We start from the raw sequence: 24917 nt of genomic DNA, 5'->3' as shown, positions 1-24917 counted from the left end.
GTCAGTTCTCCTCGGTGTCGGTGCCGCGAGCGCCCGGCTGGGCACCCCCGGTGGTGTCGGTCAGGTCGGCGAAGCGGGCGGCCAGCCCGGCGAACCGGGGGTCGATCACCTCGTGCGAGTGGTCGGCGGGCAGGTCGTCGAGCCGCTCACCGCAGTCGACGCACAGCCCGGCGCAGTCCGGGGTGCAGGTGGGCGACAGCGGCAGGGCCAGGACGACGGCGTCGCGGACCAGCGGCTCGAGGTCGAGCTGCTCGCCCTCGATGCGCCGGACCTCGTCCTCGCCGCTGGTGGCCTCGGTGGTGCTGCCGGAGTAGGCGTACAGCTCCTGGACGTCGAGCTGGAGGGTGTCCTCCAGCGGCTCCAGGCACCGCGAGCACTGGCCGGTGACCGGGGCGTCGACCTCGCCGGAGACGAGGACGCCCTCCATGACCGACTCGAGGCGCAGGCGCAGCTCGACCGGCGCGCCCTCCTCGACGGCGATCATCTCGTTGCCCCAGCGGGCGGCCGCGGGGATCGTCTTGTCCCACTCGCGCAGCGAGCCGGCGCGGCGGCCGAGCTCCCGCAGGTCGACCTTCCAGGCCTTGGCGTCGGCCCTGCCGACGGTGGGGCTGCCGGTCGTCGGGCTGCCGGTCGTCGCGGGGTCGCCGACAGGGCGCTGCGCGTCGGAGGGCGCGGCGCCGCGGCGGGGCGAGGAGGCAGCAGACATGTCCGTACTCGAGCTCATGGTGGGTGTCGTTCCAGTGGTGGCCGGCGCACAGCCCGGAGGGCGGCGGCAGCCGGCGACGGTCAAGGTTACCTGATCCCGGGCGGAGAGCTCTCCGGCGGCGGGAGGAGGGGTCAGGCGCGCAGCTTCGCCCGCGCCTGCTCGACCGAACGCGCCATGTGGGCCAGCGTGTTCCCGAAGTCGGCCAGCCGGGTGTCGACGTACTCGTCGGTCTCCGCGCGCAGCCGGGCGGCCTCGGCCTGGCTCTGCGCACCGAGCTCGTCGGCCCGGGCGACGGCGGTCCGCCACACCTCGGTCTCCACGAGCAGCCGCTCGTGCTCGGCCTGCCCGGCGGCCACCAGCTCGTCGGCCTGCGCCTGGGCGGCGGCGAGGAGCTGGTCCTGGTGCCGGCGGGCCTCGGCGACCAGCCGCTCGGCCTCCGCCTCGGCCCGGGCGAGCAGGTCGTCGGCCTGCGCCTGGGCGTCGGTGAGCAGCTCGTCGCGCTGCCGGCGCGCGGTGCCGACCAGCTCCTCCCGCTGCCGGCGGGCGGCGGCGACGACCTGCTCGCTCTCGCTGCGGGTGCGGCCGGTCAGCCGCTCGGCCTCGGCCTGCGCCTGCTGCAGGATCTCGGTGCGCTGCTCGACGATGAGGCCGGCCTGCTGCACCTCCTGCGGCAGCGTCTCGCGCAGCTCGTCGAGGAGGTCGAGCAGGTGGTCGCGCGGGACCATGCAGGAGCCGGACATCGGCACGCTGCGGGCGTTCTCGATGACCGTCGTCAGCTCGTCGACGGTCTCGTAGAGCCGGTAGACCACCTCCGTCACGGTGCCTCCTCCCCCAGCTGCGCGACGAGCCGGTCGTTGACGGCCTTGGGCACCAGCGAGGAGACGTCGCCGCCGAACCGGGCGATCTGCTTGACCAGGCTCGAGGACAGGTGCCCCACCTGCGGGGCGGTCGGCACGAACAGCGTCTCGACGCCGGCCAGCTCGCGGTTCATCTGCGCCATCTGCAGCTCGTACTCGAAGTCGCCGACCGCGCGCAGGCCCTTGACCACGACCGGCAGGTCGTTGCGGCGGCAGTAGTCGACCAGCAGCCCGGAGAAGCTGTCGACCCGCACGTTGGGCAGCTCCACCAGCGCCTCGCGCAGCATCGCCATCCGGTCCTCGACGCCGAACATCCCGGCCTTGCCGGGGTTCACCAGGACCGCCACGACCAGCTCGTCGTACAGCGCCGCCGCCCGCTCGATGACGTCGACGTGCCCGTTGGTGACCGGGTCGAACGAACCCGGGCAGACCGCCGCTCGCCTCACGACTTGCGACCGTACCGGAGCACGGCCTCGCCGTAGCGGCGATCGCGGAGCCCGGTGAAGGGTGTCGGCCACGGCCACGGCTCCTCGCGGCTGGACCGCTCCACCACGACCACCGCGTCCGGGGCGCACCAGCCGCCCGCCGCCAGCGCCCCGAGCACGCCGAGCACCTCCTCGACCGGCACCGCGTAGGGCGGGTCGAGCAGGACCAGGTCGAAGTCGGCCGGCGCGGGCCCGGCGACGACCGCCGGCACGGAGCCGGCGACCACCCGGGCGCCGGGCAGCCCGACGGTGGCGACGTTGTCGCGCAGCACCGGGAGCACCTTCGGGCCGGACTCCACCAGCACCACCTCGGTCGCGCCGCGCGACAGCGCCTCCAGGCCCAGCGCGCCGGAGCCCGCGTAGAGGTCGAGCACCCGGGCGCCGTCGAGGTCCACCAGCGAGCCCAGCGAGTTGAACAGCCCCTCGCGGGCCCGGTCACCGGTCGGCCGCACCCCGGACGCCGGGACCTTCAGCCGCCGCCCCCGCGCCTCCCCCGAGATCAGCCGCGTCATCAGGTCTTCTCCAGGTAGTCGGCGCGGTCGTCCAGCGCCATCGCGGCCACCGCGGCGGCCAACTCCGGGTGGTCGGCCAGCCCGCCGCCCTCGCTGACCAGCCGGGTGGCCTCCTCGCGGGCCTCGGCGATCAGGTGCTCGTCGTCCAGCAGCGACAGCAGCCGCAGACCGGACCGGCGGCCGGACTGGGCAGCACCCAGGACGTCGCCCTCCCGGCGGGTCTCCAGGTCCAGCCGCGCCAGCTCGAAGCCGTCGGTGGTGGCCGCGACCGAGGTGAGCCGCTGGCCCGTGGCCGAGGCGCTGGACGCCTCGGTGACCAGCAGGCACAGCCCGGCGTGCTTGCCGCGGGCCACCCGGCCGCGGAGCTGGTGCAGCTGGCTGACGCCGAACCGGTCGGCGTCCATGACCACCATCACCGTGGCGTTGGGCACGTCGACGCCGACCTCGACCACGGTGGTGGCCACCAGCACGTCGACGTCCCCGGCGGCGAAGGCGCGCATACGGGCCTCCTTGTCCTCCGGGGTCATCCGCCCGTGCAGCACCTCGACCCGCAGGCCGGCCAGCGGGCCGGTGCGCAGCGCCTCGGCGACGTCGAGCACCGCCAGCGGCGGACGCCGGTCGCTGCCGCCCTTGCCCTCCTCCGGCGGCGGGGCGTCCTCGGCGTCCGGGCCGTCCTCGTCCTTGCCGCCGCTGCCCTCCTCGTCGCCGATCCGCGGGCAGACGACGTAGGCCTGCCGGCCGTGGGCGACCTCCTCGCGCAGCCGCTCCCAGGCCCGGTCCAGCCAGGCCGGCTTCTCCCCCGCCGGCACCAGCGAGCTGGACACCCCGCCGCGGCCGGCCGGCAGCTGCCGCAGCACCGAGGTCTCGAGGTCGCCGTAGACGGTCATCGCGACGGTCCGCGGGATGGGGGTGGCGGTCATGACCAGCACGTGCGGCGGGCGGTTGCCCTTGGCGCGCAGGGCGTCGCGCTGCTCGACACCGAACCGGTGCTGCTCGTCGACCACGACGAGGCCGAGGTCGGCGAACTCCACGCCCTCCTGCAGCAGCGCGTGGGTGCCCACGACGATGCCGGCGCTGCCGTCGGCGATCGCGGCGCGCGCCTCCCGCCGGACGGCGGCCTTCTGCGAGCCGGTGAGCAGCACCACCCGGGTGCCGGCCGGGTCGCCGTCGAGCTCGCCGGCCCGGCCGAGCGGCCCGAGCATCGCCGAGAGGCTGCGGGCGTGCTGGGCGGCGAGCACCTCGGTGGGCGCGAGCAGCGCGGCCTGGCCGCCGGCGTCGACCACCTGGGCCATCGCCCGCAGCGCCACCACGGTCTTGCCCGCGCCGACCTCGCCCTGCAGCAGCCGGTTCATCGGCTGCTCGTGCGCGAGCTCCTCGGCCAGCTCCTCGCCGACCACCCGCTGCCCCTCGGTGAGGGTGAACGGCAGGGCGGCGTCGACGGCGTCCAGCAGCCCACCGCTGCGGCGGGGCCGGGCGATGCCGGGCTCCAGCGCCGCCGCGCGCCGGCGGGCGGCGAGCGTGCACTGCAGCACCAGCGCCTCGTCCCACTTGAGCCGCTCGTCGGCGTACTCGACCTGGGCCATCGACTCGGGGCGGTGCTTGTAGACCAGCGCGGTGGCCAGCGGCGGCAGGCCGTGCCGGTCGCGCACCGGCTCGGGGATCGGGTCGGCGAGCAGGGCGTCGAGCGAGTGCCGGTCGTCGAGCAGCATCTTCACCGACTTCTGGATCACCCAGCTGGAGACGTCCTTGCTCGCCGGGTAGATCGGCACCAGGGCGCGCGCCCAGTCGTCGTCGTCCCCGGTGATCACGTGGCAGTCGGGGTGGGTGAACTGCAGGGCGCCCTGCCACTTGCCGACCGTGCCGGCGAACAGCCCCCACGCCCCGACGGCCAGCTTCGGGTGCTTGTTGTTGAAGAACACCAGCCGCATCGACCCCGCGCCGTCGCCCACGGTGACCTCGGTGAGCATGCCGCGGCGCTGGCGCATCGGCCGGGTGCTGACCTGGCGCACCTCGGCCAGCACGGTGACCCGGTCGCCGACCTCCAGGTCGTCGAGCTTCGACATCTCGCCGCGCCGGGCGTAGCGGCGGGGGTAGTGGCGCAGCAGGTCGCGCACGGTCCGCAGCGACAGCTGCTCGGCCATAACCTTGGCCGTCTTGGGACCGAGCACCTTGGCCAGGTCGGTGTCCGGGGAGACCATCACTCGACTCCGATGAGCAGCGGGAGCGCCCCGGGACCGCCGGCGTGCCGGTCGACCTCGACGGTCGGGTGGACCGCGGCCAGGTGGGCGCAGACGGCCTCGCCGAGGGAGGCGTCCTCCCCGACGACGAGGGTGACCAGCTCGCCGCCGGCCGACAGCAGCCGGTCGAGCAGGTCGCGGGCGACGGTGGCGGCGTCGGCACCGAGGACGACGACGTCGCCCTCCGCCGAGCCGAGCACGTCGCCGGGCCCGCACCGACCCGCGGAGGTGAGCGCCTCCTGGTCGGCGACGGTGACCTCCGCCCAGCGGGTGGCGGCGGCCGCCTCGGCCATCGCCACGGTGTCGTCGCCGAACCGGCGCGCGGGGTCGGTGACGGCCACCGCGGCCATCCCCTGCACCGCGGAGCGGGTGGGCACGACCACCACGTCGCGGCCGTCGGCGCGGGCCCGCTCCGCGGCGCGGGTGGCCGGCGCGACGGCATCGGCGTGGTTGGGCAGGACGACGACCTGGGCGGCGCGGGTGCCCAGCACCGCGGTGAGCACCAGCTCCTCGGACAGCTCGTCGACGGCGGCCGGCAGCACGGTGACCCCCTCGCCGCCGAACAGGTCGGCCAGACCGGCGGAGCAGGCCAGCGCGACGACCGCGCGGGTGCCGGGCGCGGCGGCCGGGGGGCGGGGCGCGGCCAGCGGGCTGACCGTCAGCCGGTGCGGGCGGCCGGCCTCGATGCCCGCCTCGATCGCGGCCCCGACGTCGGAGACGTGCACGTGCACGTTCCACTCCCGCCCGCCCGGGGTGTCGACGCCCACGACGACCAGCGAGTCGCCGAGCGCGGCGAGCCGCTCCGACAGCCGGGCGACGGCGGCCTCGTCGGAGTCGGCGAGCAGGAACTGGACCTCGCTGCCGGGCCCGGCCGGCGGCTCGGCGACCAGCGGCGCCGCCGGACGGCCGGCCCGGCTGGGGCGCCCGGGCAGCGGGGCACGTGCGGGCGGCTCCCCGGTGACGGTGCCGACCAGGGCGTCGAGCACCAGGCACCAGCCGGCGCCGCCGGCGTCGACGACCCCCGCGTCGGCGAGGGCGCTCAGCTGCCCCGGCGTGGCGTGCAGCGCGGCGCGGGCGCCGTCGGCGGCGGCGCGGACCACCTCGGCGAGCGCCGCCGGGCCGGTCGCGACCGCGCCGGCGGCGGCATCCGCCCCGGCCCGGGCGACGGTGAGGAAGGTGCCCTCGGCGGGGTCGGCGACGGCGGTGTAGGCGGCGCGGGCGGCGTCGGTGAGCGCGGCCGCGAACGCCGGGCCGTCGACCCGGTGCGCGCCGGCCAGCGCGTCGGCGAGCCCGCGCAGCAGCTGGGCGAGGATCGCCCCGGAGTTGCCCCGGGCGCCGAGCACGGCGCCCCGGGCCAGCGCCGTCCAGGGGGCGGCCCCGCCGTCGGCCTCCAGCGCGGCGTGGCCGGCCTCCGCGGTGAGCAGCAGGTTGGTGCCGGTGTCGCCGTCGGGGACCGGGAAGACGTTCAGCTCGTCCAGCCGGCCGCGGGCAGCGGACAGCGCATCGACCACGGCGCGGCTCCACCGGCCGACCGCGGCCTCGTCCAGCGCCTCCAGCACGCCCGGGAATGTACCTGCGGGCACCGACGGACCCCGGCTGTGCGCAGCCTCTCCCGGGGTGGTCGGACACCTGCGCGGAAGACCGGTTACAGTGGTGCCCTGCGTGTGCGGAGCTGAGTCGTGCCCTCGGGACGACGATCCGCGCCGCGCTTCGACTTCAGCTGGACAAATCTAGGAGTGATCGACCGTGGCTGCCGTGTGCGACGTGTGTGGCAAGGGCCCCGGTTTCGGCATGTCGGTGTCGCACTCGCACCGTCGTACGCCGCGCCGTTGGAACCCGAACATCCAGTCCGTGCGGGCCATGCTCGCCGGTGGTGGCCGTCAGCGGATGAACGTGTGCACCTCGTGCATCCGCGCCGGCAAGGTCGTGCGGGGCTGACGCTCCCCACCGACTGACCCGGCCCCGGCCGGGACGAGAGCCCGGAGGTCACCGACCTCCGGGCTCTTTCGTGCGCCCGCCCGTCCGCCCCGTTGATCATGGGCGCGTGGTCGCCCGCCACGCCGTCCACCGGCGTGTCGGCGGCGATCCGCCCATGATCAACGGCGGCGAGCCGGCGTCAGACGGCGCCGATGCCCCGGGCGCGGGCCGCCTGCACGACCAACTCGACGACCACGTCGTGCGGCAGCACCGTGCTGTCCACCACCAGGTGGTAGTGCCGGGCGTGCGTCGGGTCGCAGCGGTAGAAGTGCTTGACGTAGGCGACCCGGGCGGCGTCGGCGGCGTCCCGCTCCTTGCGCACCACGTCCTCCGCGGCGTCCAGGTGCCGCACCGCCGCGGCCAGCCGGCGCTCGGGGGCGCCGTCCAGCCGCACGTGCAGCGCGTCGGACCGGTCGCGCAGCACCATCGCCGCGGCCCGGCCGAGCACCACCCCGCCGGGGCCGGCCGCGATCTCGGCCAGCACCCGCTCGGTCTGCACCTTGTAGGCCCGCTCGTCCGGGGCGCTGCCCACGCCCGTGGTCCCGATGTCGGGCATGGTGCCCAGCGAGGAGATCAGCCGCCACAGCCCGTGGGCGACCGTCTCGTCGTTGGCCTCCGCCTCCTCCAGCGGCACCCCCAGCCGGCCGGCCACCTCGGCCGGGATGGCCCGGTCGTAGAAGGGCAGGCCCAGCCGCTGGGCGACGGCGGGGGCGATCTCCGCACCGCCCGCTCCGAACGACGCCGACACCGTCACGACGCCCATGCGTCCTCCTCCAGCTCGGGGCCGCGCCCGCCGGCGGTCAGGTCCTTGCCCAGGAACACGGCGTCCGGCGCTGCGGCGTACACCCCGTACCCCGGAACGGGCCGGTAACCAGCACGTTCGTACAGGGAGATCGCCTCCGGCTGGCGGTGGCCGGTGTTGAGCACCACCCGGTGGTGACCGGCGGCGGCCGCGGTGCGCTCGGTCTCGGCGAGCAGCAGCTTCGCCAGCCCCTGCCCGCGGAACGCCGGCTCGACGTACATCCGCTTGAGCTCGACCACCCCCGGGTCGTCGCCGTACGGGTGCACCCGCCAGCCCGCGCAGCCGGCCGGGACGCCGTCCACCTCGGCGACGACGAACCAGCCCAGCGGCGCGGTGAACTCGGCCGGGTCGACGACGGCGTCGTCGCGGCCGCCGTAGCGGACGACGTACTCCTGCTGCACCGCCTCGACCAGCCGCTGCGCCACCGGGTCCGCGTAGCCCACCTGCCGGAACGTCACCTCAGCCGAAGTGGACATGCCCCGGGGTCCCTCCCCTCTCCGCGGCGTACCGGTCAGCCGGCACGCCCTCGACGTGGACCCCCTGACCGGCGCCCACGGCACCGATCCTCGCCCACCCCTCCGGCAGCGCCGCACCGGGCGGGAAGGTGGCCACCAGCGCGTGGTCCTCGCCACCGGTGAGCACCCAGGCCAGCGGGTCGCCGCCGAGCGCCGCGGCCACCTGCAGCAGCGGACCCCGGCCGGTGAGGAAGGTCTCCCGCACCGCGGCCAGGTCCAGGTCGATGCGCACCATGCTGTCGGCGGCGAGGTGCCCGGCGTCGGCGAGCAGCCCGTCGCTGACGTCGCACATCGCGGTGGCGCCCGCGTCGGCGGCCTCCGGTCCCGCGGCGTACGGCGGGGCCGGCCGGCGGTGCGCGGCGACCGCGGCCGCCGGCGAGCGGAAGCCGTGCTGGAGCACTGCGAGGCCGCAGGCCGACCAGCCCAGCCGGCCGGTCACCGCGAGCACGTCGCCGGGGCGGGCTCCCGAGCGCAGCACCGGCGCCCGCCCGCCGAGGTCGCCCAGCGCCGTCACCGACAGCACCACGGCCGCGGAGTCCGGCGCGCTCGCCGAGGTGTCGCCGCCCACGACCGCAGCCCCGAACGGGGCGCACTCGGCGGCCATCCCGGCGGCGACGCCCTCCAGCCACGACGCAGGGGTGTCCGCGGGGCAGGCCAGGCCGACGAGCAGCGCGGTGGGGGTGGCGCCCATCGCGGCGACGTCGGCGAGGTTCGCGGCGGCCGCCTTGTGCCCGACGTCCTCGGCCGAGGACCAGTCGCGCCGGAAGTGCCGGCCCTCGACCAGCACGTCGGTGCAGGCGACGACCCGGCCGTCGGGGGCGCGCAGCACCGCGGCGTCGTCGCCGGGGCCGACCTCGGCCAGCCGGGCTGCGCCGGCGCGGGCGGTGACCCGGTCGATGAGCGCGAACTCCCCGACCGCGCCGATGGTGTCGGCCGCCTCACCCTGCCCACCGGGTGCGGGCCGGGGCCGGGGCCGAGTCACGAGCCGGCTCCGGCCGCTGGGGTACGTTGCCGTTCGGCCCGCTGTCGCGGTGCCTGCTCGTGTCCCCCGCCGTTCCCTGCATGGGAGCGCCCGAGGAAGGTCAACCCGTGGTCCACGCCTACATCCTGATCCAGACCGAAGTCGGCAAGGCAGCCGCGGTCGCGGCGACCATCAGCGAGATCGCCGGGGTGACCAAGGCGGAGGACGTGACGGGTCCCTACGACGTGATCGTGCGGGCCGAGGCGAACACCGTCGACGAGCTCGGCCGCCTCGTGGTCGCCCGGGTCCAGTCGGTCGACGGCATCACCCGCACCCTGACCTGCCCCGTCGTCAACATCTGAGGTCCGTGACCAGCCCCGCCTCCCCCGGTCCGCCCGCTCCCGAGCCGCCCGCCCCGGACGGCACCGAGGGCCCGCGCCGCCCCGACGACATCACCCGCCGGGCGGCGCTCATCGCCACCGCGGTCGCCGTCCCGGTGGTCGTCGTCCTGATCGTGCTGATCAACGTGCTGGGCGGTTCGTCCGACGACGACGGGAAGGGCGACGGCGGCGTCGCCCAGCTGTCCGGCAGCCGGACGCCGCAGCGCGCCGAGGACCTGCCCACGCTGCAGGTCGACGTCCCCCCGGTGACCCCGGCGGCGGAGCTGGCCTGCCCGGTGCTCATGCAGCAGCTGCCGCTGGAGCTCGACGGCGAGCAGTCGCGGCTGGTGAGGTCCGACTCCCCCTACGTCTACGCGTGGGGCGACCCGGCCGTCGTGATGATCTGCGGCGCCGAGCCCCCGGCCGGGTACGTCGTGGGGTCCTCGACGATCCAGATCGACCAGGTGCAGTGGTTCGTCGACACCACGTCGACGAAGGACACCACGGTCTGGACGACGGTCGACCGCAACGTGCCCGTCCAGGTGCGGGTGCCCGCGAGCGCCGACAGCGCCTCGGTGACCGCGCTGGGCAAGCTGGTGGGCACCGCGATCCCCTACGTCGACCCGACGCCCGCGGGCTGACCCGGGCTCAGCCGGCCGGCAGCCGGTCCAGCTGCGCGGTGGTGACCGCCTCCAGCTCGGCCAGCGCGGCCTCCGGTGACGTGGACACCGCGGCCACCTGCAGGGTGAAGGGCCCGGCGGCGCACCAGGACATCGCCGACGGCCCGGTGAGCCGGCCGCTCGTCCCGGGGTCGTCGACGGTGAGCAGGGTGCAGCCGGGTGGCAGCCGCGCCGGGCTGGTGTCCAGCTCGCCGCCGTAGTACTCCTCGTCGTTGCCGGCGAGGTCCGCGGCGTAGTTGCCGGCGCCCTCCGCACGGCTGAACTGGTCGAGGAAGACGCTGGTCAGCTCGTCGCCCGAGCGCCAGAACCGCTCCCAGCCCCACTGGTAGCCGTAGTCCTCCAGCACCTCCCGCTGGTGCGCCGGGTCGGGGGCGTAGCCGGCCAGGTCCGCGGCCGTCTTGCGGCCCGCGGCGGGCTCCAGCTCGTGGTCGGGCACCCGGGGCAGCCCGGAGGGGACCTCGGTGAGCAGGAGCCGCTCCAGCCCGGCGGCCGACGTGGGCCGGGCGGGCGCCGAGGGCGCGGCGTCCTGCGCCCGGCCGCCGGAGGTGCAGCCGGTCCCGGTGAGCAGGAGCAGCACGGCCCCGGCCACCGGGACCAGCAGCGACCTCACCCGCCGGTCCGCGGCCCGGTCCCCGGGGCGCTGCCGTCCCCGTCGAACGCGCTGGCGACCAGCCGGTCGACCAGCTCGGGGTAGCCGACCCCGGTCGCCGCCCACATCCGCGGGTACATCGAGATCGGCGTGAAGCCCGGCATCGTGTTGACCTCGTTGACGGCCCAGCGGTCCTCGCCGGTCGCCGGGTCGGTGCCCAGGAAGAAGTCGACCCGGGCCAGCCCGCGGCAGTCCAGCGCGAGGAACGCGCGGCGGGCCAGCTCCTGCACCGCCGCGGTCTGCTCCGGGGTCAGCCCGGCGGGGACGTCGAAGTCGACCGCGTCGTCGAGGTACTTGGCGTCGAAGTCGTACCAGTCGGTGCCCGGGCGCAGCCGGATCTCCGCCGGCAGGCTGGCCTCGGGCAGGCCGCCGGCCGGGCCGGCGAGCACGCCGCACTCGACCTCGCGGCCGGGCACGCTGGCCTCCACGACCACCTTGCGGTCGATGGCGGCCGCGGTCGCGACCGCCTCGGGGAACTGCGCCCAGTCGGTCACCCGGGTGATGCCGATGCTCGACCCGGCCCGGGACGGCTTCACGAACACCGGCAGGCCCAGGCGCTCGCGCGCGGCGTCGTCCAGCAGCGCCGGGTCGGGGCACACGGCGCCGGTGGCGTCGCGGAGGACCACGTGGTCGCCCTGCGGCAGCCCGGCGGCGGCCAGGAGCTTCTTGGTGAACTCCTTGTCCATGGAGGCCGCGCTGGCGAACACCCCGGAGCCCACGTAGGGCAGGCCGCTCATCTCCAGCAGGCCCTGGATGGTCCCGTCCTCGCCGTAGGCGCCGTGCAGCACCGGGAAGACGACGTCGACCTCGGTGAGCCGCCCGATCGCCTGCCCGGCGTCCAGCACCGCCAGGCCGCGGCCGGCGGGGTCGCCGACCAGCGAGACGGCGGTGCCGTCGGTGACCTCGGGCAGCGTGCCGCCGTCGATGGACAGCCGGGCCGGGTCGCCGTCGGTGAGCACCCACCGGCCGTCGCGGGTGATGCCCACCGGCACCACCTCGTAGCGGTCCGGGTCGAGCGCGGCCAGCACGCTCCCGGCCGAGACGCAGGAGATCGCGTGCTCCGCGCTCCGGCCACCGAAGACGACAGCGACCCTGGTCTTGCGCGCCTGCCCGCTCATCGGGGGAACCCTAACCGAGTCCGCCGGGAGCTCAGGTGAGGGAGTCCAGCGCCCCGGTGAGGTCGGCGACGAGGTCGGCGGTGTCCTCGATACCGCAGGAGAAGCGCACGAAGCCCCCGGGGACGGCGTCCCCGCCCCACTGCGCGCGCCGGTCGACGGTGGTGTGGATGCCGCCGAAGCTGGTCGCGGCGGCGATCAGCCGGCTGCCGCGCACGAGCTGCGCCGCGGCGGCCTCGTCGGCGAGCTCGGCGGAGACCACGCCGTTGGGGCGCAGCATCTGCCGCTGCGCGAGCGCGAACGAGGGGTCCTGCGCCCGCCAGGGCCAGCGGACGCCGGTGACCGCCGGGTGCGCGGCCAGCAGCTCGGCGACCGCCGCCGCGTTGGCCGCCTGACGGGCCAGCCGGAGGTCCAGCGTGCCCATCGACCGGTGCGCCAGCCACGCCTCGAACACCCCGGGCGTGTTGCCGGTCGTCTTCCGCCAGGCCGCGATCCGGGTGCGCAGCTCGCGCCCCCGGTCGGTGCGGGCCGAGCTCACGTGCCCGAGCAGGACGTCGCTGTGCCCGGTCAGCGCCTTGGTGTCCGAGCCGACGGTCAGGTCGGCGCCCAGCGCCAGCGGGCGCTGCCCGATCGGCGAGGCCGTGGTGTTGTCCACGGCCAGCACCGCCCCGGCGGCCTGGGTGGCCCGGGCGACGGCGGCGATGTCGCAGATGTCCAGCTGCGGGTTGCTCGGGGTCTCCAGCAGCACCAGCCGGGCGCCCTCGAGGTCACCCCGCGCGGCGACGTCCTCGATCTGCAGGGTGGGCACCAGCTCGACCCGGACGTCGAGCCGCTCGAGCTCCTCGCGGGCCAGCACCCGGGTGGCGTAGTAGCCGTCCGAGGGCAGCACGACCCGGTCGCCGGGCCGCACCAGCGCGAGGACGGCGGAGCTGATCGCCGCCATGCCGGTGGCGAAGGACAGGCAGTCGCCGCCGTCCAGCTCGCCGACGGCCCGCTCGAACACCCGCAGCGTCGGGTTGTCCGGCCGGGCGTACCCGTCGGCGCCCTGCCAGCCGGGGGCCTGGTCGCCCAGGTGGTACGGGGCGGCGAAGACCGGCGAGGGGCGCAACGGGGCGCCCGGGACGGCCGGCTCGTCGCCGGCGTGCACCAGCCGGGTGCCGTCGCCGAGCTGCTGGAGGTCGAGGTGCTGGGCCTGGGGGTCGGGGCTGCTCACGCGTGCGGGCCTCTCGTGGATCCGGGGCCCGGCGCGGGACGGCTACTCGGGCTTGGCTTCGCGCGCCATCATCTCGCGCACCATCCGGGCCGGTGACTCGCCCTCGTGGCAGACCCGCACCACGGCCTCGGTGATCGGCACGTCGACGCCGTGCGCGCGGGCCAGGTCCAGCACCGACTCGCAGGTCTTCACGCCCTCGGCGACCTGCCGGGTGGTGGCCAGCACGTCGGCCAGCGACATGCCGCGGCCCAGCCGCTCGCCGAACGTCCGGTTGCGCGACAGCGGCGAGGAGCAGGTGGCCACCAGGTCACCGAGCCCGGCGAGGCCGGCGAACGTGGCCGGCTCCGCGCCCAGCGCCGCCCCCAGCCGCGCGGTCTCGGCCAGGCCGCGGGTGATCAGCGAGGCGCGGGTGTTGTCGCCGTAGCCGAGACCCTCGGCGATGCCGCAGGCCAGCGCGATCACGTTCTTCACCGCCCCGCCCAGCTCGCAGCCGATCAGGTCCGGGTTGGTGTACGGGCGGAAGTAGCGGGTGTGGCACGCGGCCTGCAGCGCCGCCGCGCGGGCCGTGTCGGCGCAGGCGATCACCGTCGCCGACGGCTGCTCCTCGGCGATCTCCCGGGCCAGGTTGGGGCCCGACAGCGCCGCCACCCGGTCCGCGCCGGCGCCGGTGACCTCGCAGATGACCTCGCTCATCCGCTTGGTCGTGCCGAGCTCCACGCCCTTCATCAGCGACAGCAGCGAGGCGCCGGCGGGCAGCAGCGGCGCCCAGGTCTCCAGGTTGCCGCGCAGCGTCTGCGACGGGACGGCGAGCACGACGACGTCCGCGCCGTCCAGCGCCTCGGCCGCGTCGGTGGTGGCCCGCACCGGCTCCGGCAGCCGGATGCCCGGCAGGTACTCGGCGTTCTCCCGGGTCGCGGTGATGCCCTCGACCAGGTCGGTGCGGCGGGCGTGCAGGACGACGTCGCTGCCGGCGTCGGCGAGCACCTTGGCGAAGGTGGTGCCCCAGTTGCCGGCCCCCAGGACCGCGGCGCGGGTCACGCGGCGCCGTCCTCGGGGAAGTCGCCGGGCCGCTCGCCGACGAGGTCGCCGGGACGGTCGGTGCCGGGTGCGGGCCGGCCCGGCCGCGGGTGGAAGGCCGCCGGGGGCTCCTCGCCGCGCAGCTCGCCCAGCTGGCTGCGCACCTGGGTCATCAGCAGGTCGGTCACCTCGCGCAGCAGGTCGCCGGTGAGCGGCCGCCCGGCGCGCACCTCGGCCCGCAGCGCGGACAGGTCGACCGGCTCGCCGACCAGGTACTCCGAGCGGGTGCGCAGCCGCGGGTGCAGCTTCTTCGCGTGGTAGTCGTGGATCCGCTGCGGCCCCCACTGGGCGACCGGCAGCACGACGGCGTCGGTGGTGAGCGCGAGCCGCGCCACCCCGGTCTGCGCCTGCATCGGCCACCAGTCGGGGTCGCGGGTCACCGAGCCCTCGGGGTAGATGACCACCGCGTGCCCGTCGGTCAGCGCCTGCTGGGCCTCGGACAGCGAGGAGCGGGCGGCGCTGGTGCCCCGCGACACCGGGATCTGGCCGGCGCCGCGCAGCACGAACCCGACGAACCCCTTGAAGATCGAGGCCTTGGCCAGGAAGTGCGGCGACCGGCCGCTGTCCCACAGCAGCCGGGCGCAGGCCAGCGGGTCCAGCACCGACACGTGGTTGGCCACCACCAGCACGCCGCCGGTCGGCGGGATCCGGTCGGCGTTGCGGTACCGGGTGCGGAACACGAGGAGCGTGACCGGGTAGATGAACACCACGCACAGCCACAGGGCCCACGGCACCGGCCGCCGGGTCTGCCAGTGCGGTGGCCGCCGGGACCCCGCCGTGCCGGCCGCTGCCGGCCCGTGCCCGTCTCGCGCCACCCCGCACCTCTTCCTCGACCGTCGCCCGCCCGCGCCGGGGTGAGCCAGCTCATGATCGTGCCTGGCCGCCCGCGCCGGCCAGCAGGCGCCCCCGGTCACGCGCCCGGCGCGGCCACCTGACCCGCGCGCCGCGCGCGGAACTCCTCCACCGGCCAGGCCGTGATCCCGCCGAACCGGACGGCGGTCACCCGGCCGTCGGCGGCCCGGTCGTACTCCACGGTCTCTCCCGCCGAGCCGAACCCGGCCACCGCCTCCTGCCGCAGCACGTCCGGCCGCTCGACGGTGAGCTCCACGTACCCCTCGGTCGGCGCCGGGGACGCCGGGTGCAGCAGGACCAGCCGGCCGCCGAGCTCGACGACGTCCAGCACTCCCCACAGGTTGGCGAACCGGCCGGTGTACCGGGCCAGTTCCCCGGCCGGGTCGGCCGCCGGGGACGGCGCGTCGAGCGCCAGGTCGAGCAGCGCGAGCAGACCGCGGGCCAGCACGTCGGCCGGGCCGTCGATCGCGTTGGTGAGCACGCTGACCACCACCTGGCCGACCGGGTCGACCCAGGTGCGGGTGATGTGCCCGGGGTAGCCGCCGCTGTGGCCGACCAGCTGCCGCTCGCGCAGCCGCAGCAGGTCCAGCCCGAGCCCGTAGCGGCGCACCTCCTCGCCGTGCGCGCTGATCTCGCTCTCGGCGCGCTGCATCAGCCGCTTGCTGCCCTCGGTGAGGAGCCGCTCGTCGCCGCGGACGTGCGCGGCGCCGAACCGGGTGAGGTCCTCGGCGGTGGAGTGGAAGCCGGTGGCCGCCGCCATCGCCCGGGTGTCGACGTGCGGGATCGTCAGCCGGGCGTCCTCGCCGTCCAGCAGGCCGGTGTGCCCGGCCGCGTACTCGCCGGCCCGGGCCGGGTCGAGCTCCGGCCCGGTGTCGCTGAGCCCCAGGCGGTCGACGACGGCGACCTGCACGTGCGCCCCGTACCCGGTGCCGGTGACCGCCTCGATCGCCAGGCCCAGCAGCGAGTAGCCGATGTTGGAGTACTTGAAGTGCTCGTTGCGGCCGAACACCGCGCCGCCGTCGCCGGCCAGCTCCAGCAGCTCGTCGGCGTCCGGGAAGGCGTGCAGCAGCTGCCAGTGGTCGTTGTCCCGGCCGTCGCGGACGACGCCGCCCTGGTGGCCGAGCAGCTCGCGGACCGTGACCGCGGCCAGCGGCGCGGGCACCTCGGGCACCCAGCGGGCGATCGGGTCGTCCAGCCGCATCCGGCCGGCCTCCACGAGCTGCAGCACCGCCACGGCGGTGAACGTCTTGGAGTGCGACGCGATCCGGAACAGGTGCCCGGTGGTCAGCGGCTCCCCGGAGGTCACGTCGGCGACGCCGAGGGCGGTCGACAGCACCAGCCGGTCGCCCACCCGCACCGCGGCCTGCACGCCGGGCACCCGGCCGCGCCGGCGCTGCAGCTCCAGCCAGCTCTCCAGGTACGGCGCCGCCGCGGCGGCCACCTCGGCGACGGCGGCGGGATCGGGCGGGGTGGGCGGCACGGACGCTCCCGGGGCTCGGTGGAGGGGGGACTGCGATCCTCGTCCACCGCGGTGTGCTCACATGACCCGGTGTCGGGGTGGGCGGTCGTGGTGCCGGCGAAGGTGCTCGCCCAGGCCAAGTCCCGGCTCACCCCGCTGACCGACGCGGCGCCGGGGCTGCCGCACGCCGAGCTGGTGCTCGCGCTGCTGGCCGACACCGTCGCCGCCGCGGTGGCCAGCCCCGCGGTGGCCGGTCTGGTCGTGGTCACCGACGACCCGCGGGCGGCCGCGGTGGTCACCGCGCTCGGCGCGCGGACGGTGCCCGACGAGCCGGACGCCGGCCTCAACCCGGCGCTGGCCCACGGGGCCCGCAGCACCGGCGCGGCCCGGGTGGCGGCGCTGTCGTCGGACCTGGCCGCCCTGCGCACGGCCGAGCTGACCGCGGCGCTGGACCGGGCCGCCGGGCACCCCCGCAGCTTCGTCGCCGACGCCGAGGGCACCGGGACGACGCTGCTGGCCGTCACCGGCGGCGACCTCGACCCGCGGTTCGGCCGCGGCTCGGCGGCCGCGCACGCGGCGTCCGGGGCGGTGCCGCTGGACGGCGGCTGGCCGGGCCTGCGCCGCGACGTCGACACCGCCGCCGACCTGGCCGCGGCGGCCGTGCTGGGGTTGGGCCCGCGGACCGCCGCCCTGGCCGCCCGGTTGCTCGCGTGAGCACCCCGGCACCGGGGAGCGTCGACCGGCGGCTCGCGCTGCTGGTGGCCGGCGCGCTGTTCATGAGCAACCTGGACGCGACGGTCATCGCCCCCGCGGCCCCGGCCCTCGCCCGCGACCTCGGCGTGCCCGCGCTGTCGGTCGGCGGGTTGGTCACCGCCTACGTGCTCACCCTGGCGGTCCTCGTCCCGGTCAGCGGCTGGCTCGCCGACCGGTACGGCGCGCGCCGGGTCTTCGGCGCCGCGGTGGCGGTCTTCACCGTCGCCTCGGCCGGGTGCGCGCTCGCGCCGAGCCTGGCCGTGCTCACCGCGACCCGGGTCGTGCAGGGGATCGGCGGCGCGATGATGGTGCCGGTCGGCCGGGCGGCGGTGCTCCGCGGCACCGCGAAGTCGGACCTGATCCGGGCGGTCGCCTGGCTGACCTGGCCCTCGCTGCTGGCGCCCGTGGTCGCGCCGGCCCTCGGCGGGGTGCTGGCCAGCTACGCGAGCTGGCGTTGGGTTTTCGTGCTCAACCTGCCGCTGGGCGTGCTCGCCTGGGCGGCGGCGCGGCGGCTGGTGCCCGACGTCCGGGCGGCCGACGCGGCACCGCTGGACGCGCGCGGCTTCGCGCTCACCGCCGTCGGGGTCGGCGCGCTGGTCGTCGGCCTGACCGACGTCGGGTCGGCCACGCCCTCCGCCGCCGTGTGGGCGCCCGCCCTCGCCGCCGCCGCTGCCGTGCTGGCGCTGGCCGCCCGGCACCTGCTGCGGGCGCCCCGGCCGCTGCTGGACCTGCGCGTGCTGCGGGTGGCCACCTACCGGCTGACGGTGGCCAGCGGCTCGGTCTTCCGCGCGGTGATCACCGCCGTCCCGTTCCTGGTGCCGCTGTTCCTCCAGCTGGTGGCGGGCTGGTCCGCGGCGGCCGCGGGGCTGGCGCTGGTGCCGCTGTTCCTCGGCAACGTCGGGATCAAGCCCGCCACCACCCCGCTGCTGCGCCGTTTCGGCATCCGGGGCGTGCTGCTGGGCGCGCTCGCCGGCTCGATCGCCTGCCTGGCCGCGATGGCCGCCTTCGACGCGTCGACGGCGGTGCCCGTGCTCGTCGTGGTGCTCGCCGCGAGCGGGGTCGCGCGGTCGATCGGGTTCACCGCCTACAACACCGTCGCGTTCGCCGACGTCGGGCCGGACCGGCTGACCTCGGCGAACACGCTGTTCTCGACGCTGCAGGAGCTCGGCGGCGGGCTCGGGGTGGCCCTGGGCGCGCTGCTGGTGCGCGCCGGCGGGCTGGTGGGCGAGGGCGGGGACGCCTACCGGGTGGCCTTCGCCGCGCTGGCCGCCGTGCTGCTGGTGCCGGTGGTCGCGGCCGCCCGCCTGCCGCGCACCGCGGGCGCGGCGGTGACCGGCCGGCGCTGACGTTCGCCGTTCACCTTGCTGGGGCACCATGCGCGGGTGCCCCGAGAGACCCCGAGCAGCGAGACGACGCTGCCCGCCGACCGCTTCCTCAACCGCGAGCTGTCCTGGCTCGACTTCAACGCCCGGGTGCTCGAGCTCGCCGAGGACGAGACCCTGCCCCTGCTGGAGCGGGTCAAGTTCCTGTCGATCTTCGCCAGCAACCTCGACGAGTTCTTCATGGTCCGCATCGCCGGGCTGAAGCGGCGGCTGAGCACCGGCCTGTCCGTGCGCTCCCCCGACGGCCTCACCATCCGCGAGCAGCTGGCCCGCGTCACCGAGCGCACCCAGCAGCTGGTGCACCGGCACGGCAACGTCTTCGACAAGGACGTCGTCCCCCGGCTGGAGGCCGCCGGCATCCGCATCGTGCACTGGGACCAGGTCGACGACGGCGAGACCGCGCGGCTGCGCGAGCACTTCCGCGACCAGGTGTTCCCGGTGCTCACCCCGCTGGCGGTCGACCCGGCGCACCCGTTCCCCTACATCAGCGGGCTGTCGCTGAACCTCGCCGTCTCGGTGCGCGACCCGGAGAGCGGGACGCCGCGGTTCGCCCGGCTGAAGGTGCCCTCGAACATGCCGCGGTTCGTGCCGGTCGAGGGCGGCCCGGACGAGTCGGTGTTCCTCCCGCTCGAGGACCTCATCGCGGCCCACCTGCCGATGCTCTTCCCCGGCCTGGACGTGCTCGACCACCACCTGTTCCGGGTCACCCGCAACGCCGACCTGGAGGTCGAGGAGGACCGCGACGAGGACCTGCTGCAGGCGCTGGAGCGGGAGCTGGCCCGGCGCCGGTTCGGCCCCGCGGTGCGGCTGGAGGTCGCCGAGTCGATCGACCCGCAGATCCTCGACGTCCTGGTGTCCGAGCTGGAGATCAGCGCCTCCGACGTCGTGTCGGTGCCCGGCCTGCTCGACCTGTCGGCGCTGATGTCGCTGTACGACTGCGACCGGCCCGAGCTCAAGGACGAGCCGTTCGTGCCGGCCACCCACCCGCGCCTCTCCGAGGGCGAGACGCCCAAGAGCGTGTTCGCCACGCTGCGCGAGGGCGACGTGCTGGTGCACCACCCGTACGACTCGTTCGCGACCAGCGTGCAGCGGTTCATCGAGCAGGCCGCCGCCGACCCGAACGTGCTCGCCATCAAGCAGACGCTCTACCGGACCTCGGGTGACTCGCCGATCGTCAACGCGCTCATCGAGGCCGCGGAGGCGGGCAAGCAGGTCGTCGTCCTGGTCGAGATCAAGGCGCGGTTCGACGAGGAGGCCAACATCAGCTGGGCGCGCTCGCTGGAGCGGGCCGGCTGCCACGTCGTCTACGGGCTGGTCGGGCTGAAGACCCACTGCAAGACGGCGCTGGTGGTGCGCCGCGAGGGCGGCCTGATCCGCCGCTACTGCCACGTCGGCACGGGCAACTACAACCCGAAGACGGCGCGCATCTACGAGGACCTCGGCATCCTGACCGCCGACCCGCGGGTGGGCGCCGACCTCACCGACCTGTTCAACACCCTGACCGGCTACAGCCGGCAGACCACGTACCGCACGATGCTCGTGGCGCCCAACGGCATCCGCACCGGCCTGGTCGAGCGGATCCGCCGCGAGGCCCGCAACGCCGCCGAGGGCCGCCCGGCCGGCATCCGGATCAAGGTGAACTCGCTGGTCGACGAGCAGCTCATCGACGCCCTCTACGAGGCCTCGCGGGCCGGCGTCGAGGTGGAGCTGCTGATCCGCGGCATCTGCGCGCTGCGGCCGGGGGTGCCGGGGCTGAGCGAGAACATCCGGGTGCGGTCGATCGTCGGCCGGTTCCTGGAGCACTCGCGGGCGGTGTGCTTCACCAACGGCGGGTCGCCGGAGTGGTGGATCGGCAGCTCCGACCTCATGCACCGGAACCTGGACCGGCGGGTGGAGGTGCTGCTGCGGGTCGGGGACGCCGGCGCCCAGCGCGAGCTGGACCGGATCTTCCGCGACGGCATGGCGCCCGACGTGCGCAGCTGGCAGCTGGCCGCCGACGGCAGCTGGACCCGCACCGGCGAGCGCGACTACCAGGAGGAGCTGGTGGCCGGCCGGGGTGAGCACGCTGCCTGAGCAACGGGTCGTGCCCGCCGCCGGCGGGGCGCTCTGGCGGACCGGCCCGGACGGCGAGCTGATGACCGCGCTGGTGCACCGGCCGAGGTACGACGACTGGTCGCTGCCCAAGGGGAAGCTCGACGACGGCGAGCACCCGTTGAGCGCCGCCGTGCGGGAGGTCGACGAGGAGACCGGCCTGCAGGTCGTCGTCGGCCGGCGCAGCGTGCAGACCCGCTACCCGACCCGGCAGGGGCCCAAGCGGGTCGACTACTGGGTGATGCAGGCGGTCGGCGGCTCGTTCACGCCCAACGACGAGGTCGACGAGCTGCGCTGGCTGCCGCTCGAGGCGGCGTCCGCGCTGGTCACCCACGAGCACGACCGGGCGGTGATCGGCGACCTGGGCCGCACCGACGTCCCCCGCATGCCGCGGCTGCTGCTGGTGCGGCACGCCTCGGCCGGCAGCCGGTCGGACTGGGACGGGTCCGACGACGAGCGGCCGCTGGACTCCCAGGGCCGCCGCGAGGCGCTCCGGCTGCGCGCGGTGCTGCCGCTGTTCGCGCCGTCCCGGCTGCTCGCCGCCCCGCCGGTGCGCTGCCGGGAGACCCTCGAGCCGCTCGCCGCGGCCACCGGGCTGCCCCTGGGTGCGGCGCCGGAGCTCGGCGAGGACGCCTACGGCGACGACCCGCAGGCCGGGCTCGCGCTGGTCGACCGGCTGCTCGCCGACGGCCGGGACGCCGGGCCCACGGTGGTCTGCAGCCAGGGCGGGGCGATCCCGTCGGTGCTGATGAGCCTCGGCGTCCGCTGGGCCGGCACCGCCGGTGCGCTGTGGCCGCCGTCGGCCAAGGGCAGCGTGTGGGCCCTCGCCGGCCGCCCGGGCGCGCTGGTCGCCGACTACTACCGGGACTTCGCCGCCGAGCCGAGGTGAGCCCGGGGGCCGTCCCCCCGCAGCAACGACCGTCCCCCCGCACCGGCGTTGGTGCGGGGGGACGGCCTGTGATCAGGTCACCTGGTCAACAGCTGCGGGCAGAGGTCAGCGAGCGGGGAGGGCCTGCGGCTTCCAGGACGGGCGCTGCGCCTCGAACGCCTCGATGTCGTCCAGGTGCCGCTCGGTGAGCCCGACGTCGTCCAGGCCCTCGAGCAGCCGCCACCGCACGTAGTCGTCGATCTCGAACGGCACCACCGTGCCGCCGTAGGAGACCGTCCTCGCCTGCAGGTCGACGGTCACCGGCAGCGCCGGGTCGGCCTCGATCGCGGTCTGCAGCGCCTCGACCTGGTCCTGCGGGAGGATCACGGTCAGCAGGCCGGACTTCGTCGAGTTGTTGCGGAAGATGTCGGCGAACCGGGAGCTGATGACCACCCGGAAGCCGCCGTCCAGCAGCGCCCAGTTGGCGTGCTCGCGCGACGAGCCGGTGCCGAAGTCGGGGCCCGCGACCAGGATCGAGGCGTTCGCGTACTCCGGCCGGTTGAGCACGAAGTCGGGCTCGTTGGTGCGCCAGGCGATGAACAGCCCGTCCTCGAACCCGGTGCGGGTGATCCGCTTGAGGTACTCGGCCGGGATGATCTGGTCGGTGTCGACGTTGCTGCGCCGCAGCGGCGCCGCGGTGCCGGTGTGGGTGGTGAAGGCGTCCATCGGGCTCAGACTCCAGCGGTCGCGGGGGCGTCGGACAGGTCGGCGGGGGCGGTGAGCTTGCCGGTCAGCGCGGTGGCCGCGGCGACGGCCGGCGACACCAGGTGGGTGCGCCCGCCCTTGCCCTGCCGGCCCTGGAAGTTCCGGTTGCTCGTCGACGCCGACCGCTCCCCCGGCTTCAGCTGGTCGGGGTTCATGCCCAGGCACATCGAGCAGCCCGCGCCCCGCCACTCGGCACCGGCGTCGAGGAACACCTGGTCCAGGCCCTCGGCCTCGGCCTGGCTCTTCACGCCCACCGAGCCGGGGACGACGAGCATCCGGGTGTCCGGGTCGATCCGCTTGCCGCGCAGCATCGCGGCGGCGACCCGGAGGTCCTCGATCCGGCCGTTGGTGCACGACCCGAGGAACACCGTGTCGACCTTGATCTCCCGCAGCGGGGTGCCGGCGGTCAGGCCCATGTAGGCCAGCGCCTGCTCGGCGGCCTCGCGGTCGGACTCGTCGGCGAAGTCGGCCGGGTCGGGCACCCGCTCACCGATCGGCAGCCCCTGGCCCGGGTTGGTGCCCCAGGTGACGTAGGGGGTCAGCGACGCGGCGTCGATGTGCACCTCGCGGTCGAACACGGCGTCGTCGTCGGTGCGCAGCGTGCGCCACTGCTCGACGGCGGCGTCCCAGTCGGCACCCTGCGGGGCGTGCGGGCGGCCCGCCAGGAAGGCGAACGTGGTGTCGTCCGGGGCGATCAGCCCGGCCTTGGCGCCCGCCTCGATCGACATGTTGCAGATCGTCATCCGGGCCTCCATCGACAGCGCCTCGATCGCGCTGCCGCGGTACTCGATGACGTGGCCCTGCCCGCCGCCGGTGCCGATCTCGGCGATGACCGCCAGGATGACGTCCTTCGCGCTCACGCCCGGCGGCAGCTCGCCGTCGACGGTGACCGCCATCTGCTTGGCCGGGTACTGCGGCAGCGTCTGGGTGGCCAGCACGTGCTCGACCTCGCTGGTGCCGATGCCGAACGCCAGCGCGCCGAACGCCCCGTGCGTGGAGGTGTGGCTGTCGCCGCACACGATCGTCATGCCCGGCTGGGTGAGCCCCAACTGCGGGCCGATGACGTGCACGATGCCCTGGTCGCGGTCGCCCATCGGGGCCAGCCGGATGCCGAACTCGGCGGCGTTGCGGCGCAGCGCGTCGACCTGCGCCCGGCTGACCGGGTCGGCGATGGGGCTGAGGATGTCCAGGGTCGGGACGTTGTGGTCCTCGGTCGCCATCGTCAGGTCGGGACGGCGGACCCTGCGGCCGGCCGCGCGCAGCCCGTCGAACGCCTGCGGGCTGGTCACCTCGTGCACGAGGTGCAGGTCGATGTAGAGGAGGTCGGGCTCACCGGCGGTGCGGCGGACGACGTGCTGCTCGTAGACCTTCTGGGCCAGGGTCGTGCCCACGGCTCTCCTCCTCGGGGACGGTTCTCGACGGGCGTTCCCGGCATGGAGCTTGCCGTCTCACATGCTGGGATGCCAGTATTGCTGCGTGGGACAGCCTAACCCCGTTGCCGTCTTGGACAAAGCGGTCGCCATCCTCCGTGCCGTCGCCGACGAGCCGGCCAGCCTCGCCGAGCTGGTGAACCGCACCGGCCTGCCGCGCGCGACCGCGCACCGGCTGGCCACCGCGCTGGAGGGCCACCGCCTGGTCCGCCGCACGGCCGCGGGCGCCTGGGCACCAGGTCCGGCGCTCGCGGAGCTCGGGCGCGGCGGTGCCGACCTCGGCGACCTGGCCGGCCGGCACCTGGTCGCGCTGCGCGACGCCAGCGGCGAGAGCGCGCAGTTCTACGTGCGCGACGGCGCCAGCCGGGTCTGCATCGCCGCGGCCGAGCGGGTCAGCGGCCTGCGCGACACCGTGCCGGTGGGTGCCCGGCTGCCGATGACCGCGGGCTCCGCGGCGCACGCGCTGCTGGCGTTCGCCCCGGCGGAGGAGGTCACGCCGCTGCTGCCGGCGGCCAGCTTCACCGCCCGCACGCTGCTCGACGTCCGGCGGCGCGGCTGGGCGCACAGCGTCGCCGAGCGCGAGCCGGGGGTGGCGTCGCTGTCCGCCCCGGTGCGCGACCCGGCCGGCGGCGTGCTCGGCGCCGTCTCGATCTCCGGCCCGGTCGAGCGGCTCGGCCGCCGGCCCAGCCCCGAGGTGGTCACCGCCGTCCTCGAGGCCGCCGTCGCGATCTCCCGCGCCGCCCGCTGAACGAGCCCGCCCGCTGAACGAACCAGGGCCCCTCCCGGCGGTTGCCGGGAGGGGCCCTGGTGACGTGCTGGTCGTGCTAGTGGTTCGCCCTGGTCACGTCGTCGGCGTGCTCGATCGTCGAGGGGTCGACGGTCACCGGGCGCAGCCAGGTCCACAGCGCGACGAGGACGGCGAAGACGACCATCCCGATCCCGGTCCAGAGGTTGGCGTTGACGCCGCCGGCCTTCTCGATCTCCTCGCCGGAGTTGTTGATCAGGCCCATGACGACCAGCACGATCCCGAAGACGCCGATCAGCGCGGAGATGACGGTGCGGACGTCGTAGGCCCCGGCGGTGTGCTTCGTGCCGGTGCCCGACTGCTGGGTGCTCGAGTTGCTCATGCCTGTGCTCCCTTGCTCAGCCGG

At 75.8% G+C, this 24917-nt stretch carries 26 protein-coding genes; 8 read left to right on the top strand and 18 right to left on the bottom strand.

What is annotated here, in order from left to right; genetic code table 11:
* Position 1: 1 nt before the first annotated feature.
* From AB0J00_RS05505 to AB0J00_RS05480, 6 genes are all read right to left on the bottom strand, one after another.
* Positions 2–706 carry a YceD family protein gene (locus AB0J00_RS05505; RefSeq protein WP_357741288.1) on the bottom strand — a complete coding sequence of 235 codons (705 nt, stop codon included), beginning with the start codon at positions 704–706 and terminating at the stop codon, positions 2–4.
* Between the two features lie 131 nt (positions 707–837).
* Entirely contained in the window at positions 838–1524 is a 687-nt protein-coding gene (locus tag AB0J00_RS05500; RefSeq protein ID WP_357741286.1) for a hypothetical protein, read from the bottom strand.
* Positions 1521–2009: a pantetheine-phosphate adenylyltransferase gene (coaD, locus tag AB0J00_RS05495; protein ID WP_357741283.1), complete on the bottom strand. Its 489-nt coding sequence runs from the start codon at positions 2007–2009 to the stop codon at positions 1521–1523. Before coaD ends, AB0J00_RS05500 begins: the two co-directional genes overlap by 4 nt.
* Positions 2006–2560, bottom strand: a complete 555-nt coding sequence (gene rsmD / locus AB0J00_RS05490; protein ID WP_357741280.1) for a 16S rRNA (guanine(966)-N(2))-methyltransferase RsmD — start codon at positions 2558–2560, stop codon at positions 2006–2008. Before rsmD ends, coaD begins: the two co-directional genes overlap by 4 nt.
* Positions 2560–4758, bottom strand: coding sequence for an ATP-dependent DNA helicase RecG (recG, locus tag AB0J00_RS05485; protein ID WP_357741279.1), 2199 nt, complete (start codon positions 4756–4758; stop codon positions 2560–2562). The genes rsmD and recG overlap by 1 nt, the downstream gene beginning before the upstream one ends.
* A complete protein-coding gene (locus AB0J00_RS05480; protein ID WP_357741276.1) occupies positions 4758–6380 on the bottom strand; it encodes a DAK2 domain-containing protein in 1623 nt (540 codons plus the stop codon). Before AB0J00_RS05480 ends, recG begins: the two co-directional genes overlap by 1 nt.
* 163 nt (positions 6381–6543) lie before the next feature.
* On the opposite strand from AB0J00_RS05480, the gene rpmB reads away from it, so the two are divergent.
* Positions 6544–6735 carry a 50S ribosomal protein L28 gene (rpmB, locus tag AB0J00_RS05475; RefSeq protein ID WP_357741273.1) on the top strand — a complete coding sequence of 64 codons (192 nt, stop codon included), beginning with the start codon at positions 6544–6546 and terminating at the stop codon, positions 6733–6735.
* Positions 6736–6913: 178 nt separating this feature from the next.
* Here the strand turns inward: rpmB and AB0J00_RS05470 are convergent, their stop codons facing one another.
* The 3 genes from AB0J00_RS05470 to AB0J00_RS05460 are packed head-to-tail and all read right to left on the bottom strand — an operon-like array spanning position 6914 to position 9073.
* Positions 6914–7537 (bottom strand): cytidylate kinase-like family protein, encoded by a 624-nt coding sequence (locus tag AB0J00_RS05470; RefSeq protein ID WP_357741270.1) that lies wholly within the window; start codon positions 7535–7537, stop codon positions 6914–6916.
* The gene (locus tag AB0J00_RS05465; protein ID WP_357741267.1) at positions 7525–8052 is read right to left on the bottom strand and encodes a GNAT family N-acetyltransferase; all 528 of its coding nucleotides are present in this window, start codon (positions 8050–8052) and stop codon (positions 7525–7527) included. Before AB0J00_RS05465 ends, AB0J00_RS05470 begins: the two co-directional genes overlap by 13 nt.
* Complete coding sequence (locus tag AB0J00_RS05460; protein WP_357741264.1) at positions 8036–9073, bottom strand: thiamine-phosphate kinase; 1038 nt, start codon at positions 9071–9073, stop codon at positions 8036–8038. The genes AB0J00_RS05465 and AB0J00_RS05460 overlap by 17 nt, the downstream gene beginning before the upstream one ends.
* A gap of 107 nt (positions 9074–9180) precedes the next feature.
* Between AB0J00_RS05460 and AB0J00_RS05455 the strand changes: the two genes are divergently transcribed.
* Positions 9181–9414, top strand: coding sequence for an Lrp/AsnC ligand binding domain-containing protein (locus AB0J00_RS05455; RefSeq protein ID WP_357741261.1), 234 nt, complete (start codon positions 9181–9183; stop codon positions 9412–9414).
* A 5-nt stretch (positions 9415–9419) separates the two neighbouring features.
* On the top strand, positions 9420–10073 hold the full coding sequence (locus AB0J00_RS05450; RefSeq protein WP_357741258.1) for a DUF3515 domain-containing protein: 654 nt from the start codon (positions 9420–9422) through the stop codon (positions 10071–10073).
* 7 nt (positions 10074–10080) lie between these two features.
* Here the strand turns inward: AB0J00_RS05450 and AB0J00_RS05445 are convergent, their stop codons facing one another.
* From AB0J00_RS05445 to AB0J00_RS05420, 6 genes are all read right to left on the bottom strand, one after another.
* Complete coding sequence (locus tag AB0J00_RS05445; RefSeq protein ID WP_357741255.1) at positions 10081–10722, bottom strand: hypothetical protein; 642 nt, start codon at positions 10720–10722, stop codon at positions 10081–10083.
* A complete protein-coding gene (locus AB0J00_RS05440) occupies positions 10719–11879 on the bottom strand; it encodes a D-alanine--D-alanine ligase family protein (protein ID WP_357741252.1) in 1161 nt (386 codons plus the stop codon). Before AB0J00_RS05440 ends, AB0J00_RS05445 begins: the two co-directional genes overlap by 4 nt.
* A gap of 31 nt (positions 11880–11910) precedes the next feature.
* Complete coding sequence (locus AB0J00_RS05435; protein ID WP_357741250.1) at positions 11911–13089, bottom strand: cystathionine gamma-lyase; 1179 nt, start codon at positions 13087–13089, stop codon at positions 11911–11913.
* Positions 13090–13131: 42 nt separating this feature from the next.
* Complete coding sequence (locus AB0J00_RS05430) at positions 13132–14127, bottom strand: NAD(P)H-dependent glycerol-3-phosphate dehydrogenase (protein ID WP_357741247.1); 996 nt, start codon at positions 14125–14127, stop codon at positions 13132–13134.
* On the bottom strand, positions 14124–14900 hold the full coding sequence (locus tag AB0J00_RS05425) for a lysophospholipid acyltransferase family protein (RefSeq protein WP_357741245.1): 777 nt from the start codon (positions 14898–14900) through the stop codon (positions 14124–14126). The genes AB0J00_RS05430 and AB0J00_RS05425 overlap by 4 nt, the downstream gene beginning before the upstream one ends.
* Positions 14901–15076: 176 nt before the next feature.
* Positions 15077–16498, bottom strand: coding sequence for a serine hydrolase domain-containing protein (locus AB0J00_RS05420; protein ID WP_357741242.1), 1422 nt, complete (start codon positions 16496–16498; stop codon positions 15077–15079).
* Positions 16499–16567: 69 nt separating this feature from the next.
* Between AB0J00_RS05420 and cofC the strand changes: the two genes are divergently transcribed.
* From cofC to AB0J00_RS05400, 4 genes are read left to right on the top strand one after another with little or no spacing between them, the layout of a single operon-like run.
* Positions 16568–17191 (top strand): 2-phospho-L-lactate guanylyltransferase, encoded by a 624-nt coding sequence (gene cofC / locus AB0J00_RS05415; RefSeq protein ID WP_357741239.1) that lies wholly within the window; start codon positions 16568–16570, stop codon positions 17189–17191.
* On the top strand, positions 17188–18576 hold the full coding sequence (locus tag AB0J00_RS05410) for an MFS transporter (RefSeq protein WP_357741236.1): 1389 nt from the start codon (positions 17188–17190) through the stop codon (positions 18574–18576). Before cofC ends, AB0J00_RS05410 begins: the two co-directional genes overlap by 4 nt.
* Before the next feature lie 36 nt (positions 18577–18612).
* Positions 18613–20685, top strand: a complete 2073-nt coding sequence (locus AB0J00_RS05405; protein ID WP_357741234.1) for an RNA degradosome polyphosphate kinase — start codon at positions 18613–18615, stop codon at positions 20683–20685.
* Complete coding sequence (locus AB0J00_RS05400; protein WP_357741231.1) at positions 20669–21592, top strand: NUDIX domain-containing protein; 924 nt, start codon at positions 20669–20671, stop codon at positions 21590–21592. The genes AB0J00_RS05405 and AB0J00_RS05400 overlap by 17 nt, the downstream gene beginning before the upstream one ends.
* 105 nt (positions 21593–21697) lie before the next feature.
* Here AB0J00_RS05400 and leuD read toward each other — a convergent pair whose 3' ends face one another.
* Positions 21698–22297, bottom strand: coding sequence for a 3-isopropylmalate dehydratase small subunit (gene leuD / locus AB0J00_RS05395; protein ID WP_357741228.1), 600 nt, complete (start codon positions 22295–22297; stop codon positions 21698–21700).
* A gap of 5 nt (positions 22298–22302) precedes the next feature.
* Positions 22303–23727, bottom strand: a complete 1425-nt coding sequence (gene leuC, locus AB0J00_RS05390; protein ID WP_357741225.1) for a 3-isopropylmalate dehydratase large subunit — start codon at positions 23725–23727, stop codon at positions 22303–22305.
* An 85-nt stretch (positions 23728–23812) separates the two neighbouring features.
* Between leuC and AB0J00_RS05385 the strand changes: the two genes are divergently transcribed.
* A complete protein-coding gene (locus AB0J00_RS05385; protein WP_357741222.1) occupies positions 23813–24514 on the top strand; it encodes an IclR family transcriptional regulator in 702 nt (233 codons plus the stop codon).
* A gap of 76 nt (positions 24515–24590) precedes the next feature.
* Here AB0J00_RS05385 and AB0J00_RS05380 read toward each other — a convergent pair whose 3' ends face one another.
* On the bottom strand, positions 24591–24893 hold the full coding sequence (locus tag AB0J00_RS05380; protein ID WP_357741221.1) for a hypothetical protein: 303 nt from the start codon (positions 24891–24893) through the stop codon (positions 24591–24593).
* Positions 24894–24917: the final 24 nt, after the last annotated feature.

The sequence above is a fragment of the Modestobacter sp. NPDC049651 genome (assembly GCF_040659695.1).
In the GTDB taxonomy this organism is placed as follows: Bacteria; Actinomycetota; Actinomycetes; order Mycobacteriales; family Geodermatophilaceae; genus Modestobacter.
Note: the sequence above shows the minus strand (reverse complement) of the source record. Positions and strands in the feature narration are given on the sequence as shown.

Bases quoted from the DNA above. Each gene is read 5' to 3' on its own strand.
- AB0J00_RS05505 (WP_357741288.1), bottom strand. From the start codon at position 706: ATGTCTGCTGCCTCCTCGCCCCGCCGCGGCGCCGCGCCCTCCGACGCG.
- rsmD (WP_357741280.1), bottom strand. From the start codon at position 2,560: ATGACGCGGCTGATCTCGGGGGAGGCGCGGGGGCGGCGGCTGAAGGTC.
- recG (WP_357741279.1), bottom strand. From the start codon at position 4,758: ATGGTCTCCCCGGACACCGACCTGGCCAAGGTGCTCGGTCCCAAGACG.
- AB0J00_RS05470 (WP_357741270.1), bottom strand. From the start codon at position 7,537: ATGGGCGTCGTGACGGTGTCGGCGTCGTTCGGAGCGGGCGGTGCGGAG.
- AB0J00_RS05465 (WP_357741267.1), bottom strand. From the start codon at position 8,052: ATGTCCACTTCGGCTGAGGTGACGTTCCGGCAGGTGGGCTACGCGGAC.
- AB0J00_RS05440 (WP_357741252.1), bottom strand. From the start codon at position 11,879: ATGAGCGGGCAGGCGCGCAAGACCAGGGTCGCTGTCGTCTTCGGTGGC.
- leuD (WP_357741228.1), bottom strand. From the start codon at position 22,297: ATGGACGCCTTCACCACCCACACCGGCACCGCGGCGCCGCTGCGGCGC.
- AB0J00_RS05380 (WP_357741221.1), bottom strand. From the start codon at position 24,893: ATGAGCAACTCGAGCACCCAGCAGTCGGGCACCGGCACGAAGCACACC.